The organism is Cyanobacteriota bacterium, assembly GCA_025054735.1.
Taxonomy (GTDB): domain Bacteria; phylum Cyanobacteriota; class Cyanobacteriia; order SKYG9; family SKYG9; genus SKYG9.
The window spans coordinates 1-2,072 of record JANWZG010000545.1 but is presented as its reverse complement, the minus strand read 5'-3'; the positions used below and the strand labels follow the sequence as shown (position 1 = coordinate 2,072).

General features: G+C 49.6%; 2 protein-coding genes. Both read right to left on the bottom strand.

Features of this window, described 5'->3' with window-relative positions; translation table 11 throughout:
- Positions 1-490, bottom strand: a 490-nt coding sequence (locus tag NZ772_17945; protein ID MCS6815437.1) for a Uma2 family endonuclease, incomplete at its 3' end; no start/stop codon positions are given.
- A 605-nt stretch (positions 491-1,095) separates the two neighbouring features.
- Entirely contained in the window at positions 1,096-1,566 is a 471-nt protein-coding gene (smpB, locus tag NZ772_17940) for an SsrA-binding protein SmpB (protein ID MCS6815436.1), read from the bottom strand.
- Positions 1,567-2,072: the final 506 nt, after the last annotated feature.

Genomic DNA, 2,072 nt, shown 5'->3' with positions numbered 1-2,072 from the left:
GACGATCGAGCACTTGCCAAACCACATATTCCTGCACACCATTGCGGCGATAGGCTCGTTTTTTGTCCCGCAGGTCAATGGCCGCAGAGCTAGCGGCAATTTCTATCACTAGTTCTGGTGCCCCTTCAATATAACCATCAGCACTGAACCGAGTCTGCCCTCCTGCACGGGGGTCGATTAGCAGGATGGCATCAGGCTGGGGTTCGTTGTCTAAATCAAGTCTTACAGTGGAATTATCGCCTAGGCGAGTGCCGGGAGTTGCCACTTTGTAATTCCAGAGCCAACCAACTAGGTCAGCATGGGGTTCGGCATGGGGTTCAAAGCGCAGCGGCGATGCCATGTAGACAATTCCTTCAATCAGTTCAGCTTTTTTCACTTGGGGCATGGCGGCGTAGCGACGCTCAAACTCTGAACGGGTGAGGGCATCACCGTTTTCTAGGGGTGGCGGTGTGAAGTGAGAGGATAGGGATCGTGGAATGGAAAGGGTCATGGAAATCTCCCTCACATTACAAACCCAGCACTTACCGTTTGTAGTGAGGACTTAAGTCTTCACTACGAACCTCAAGCAGCCATGTCCTGACTATGCTGATTGTTATGACATGCTAATGCTGATGGCTAATTCTAGCACTCTTCTAATTGGACTATTTTGTGCCAGTCTGATAATCAGTAGTCTGCCCTACTAGGCCGATCGGCGAAATTGCTCTGGAGAAACTCCCACTAGCTGGGTAATATTAAGCTCACTACTGCGACTAAAACCGCAGGCCTGAGCAATTCGTAAGAGACTTTGGTGCGTCGATCGCAGCAGATGCTAGCGTGCTTGATCCGTAGGTGCAAGACGTACTGCTTGGGGGTTTACCAATGGTTTGTTTAAGCAGACGATGAAAGTGGGACTGGGTAATGTGGGCAACATCGGCCAGAAGCTCTAGGCGCGTTTCCTTGGGGTCAGTGTAGTGCCCGTGGAACTAGTCAAGGACGGCTTTTAAGCTAGGGTGACCCAGACGATCGTTCTCCTTTACAGTCGGTGACTGGGTTTTCAGGTGTTTCAACAGGTGAACCACCAGAAACAAGCAGGAACAATAACCATCAAAGCAATCACTAGTACCGTTTCATAGCACGTTCCATATCGCGCTTATCCTGTCGTTTTTTCATGTCTTCGCGCTTGTCGTGCAATTTTTTCCCTCGTGCCAAGCCAATCGCTACCTTCACTCGTCCTCGCTTTAGGTACAGCTTTAAGGGCACGATCGTGAGGCCCTTTTGTTCTACCTTACCGATCAGTTTACGGATTTCTTCCCGGTGCAGCAATAAGCGCCGAGTGCGTCGTGGATCATGGTTAAAGACTTGGCTTGCAGTTTCGTAGGGCGAGATGTGGACATTATGCAACCACGCTTGCTCATCCCGAATCAGCACAAAGCCATCACTTAGGTTTACCTTCCCTGCTCGAATCGACTTTACTTCCGTTCCCTTCAGTTCAATACCAGCTTCATAGGTTTCCAGAATTTCGTACTGGAACCGGGCTTGGCGGTTATCGGTAATAATTTTGTAGCCGTCGCTGGGTTGTTCTGCCATAGGGTCACAAAACAGGTATCTGACATTTTAACCTGACCTTATCCTAAGTCTTCAAATCCAAGCGACAGATCCTTAGCCAAGGGGGTGGGGATGTTTTTTGCAGCAGGCCAATGCCCTTTCAATGCGCATGGATAGTGGCATTATGGGGAATTGGCACTGGCGATCGAGCGTCAGGTTAGAGTGAACTCTCGATAGCCCAGACAAACAGTGACTCCGCTAGTCACCCAGCAACCATAGCTCAAGTCCGATAAATGCCTATCAAAGGAACGGGATTGTGTACACGAAAAGCAGTAATACCGCTGCCCCGTAGCAATTATCGTAATGGCAACACCTGTACGAGCTGTCAGTAAAAACTACCGGACTAGGTTGGGCTTAATCGCTGCACTAGCACAGTCTGGTTGACAGTAGCACAGCTTAGTTGACAATTGCCTCACAACCACCAACGATTTAAACCTGAAGGCGGCACCCAGATTCGAACTGGGGAATAAAGGTTTTGCAGACCTCTG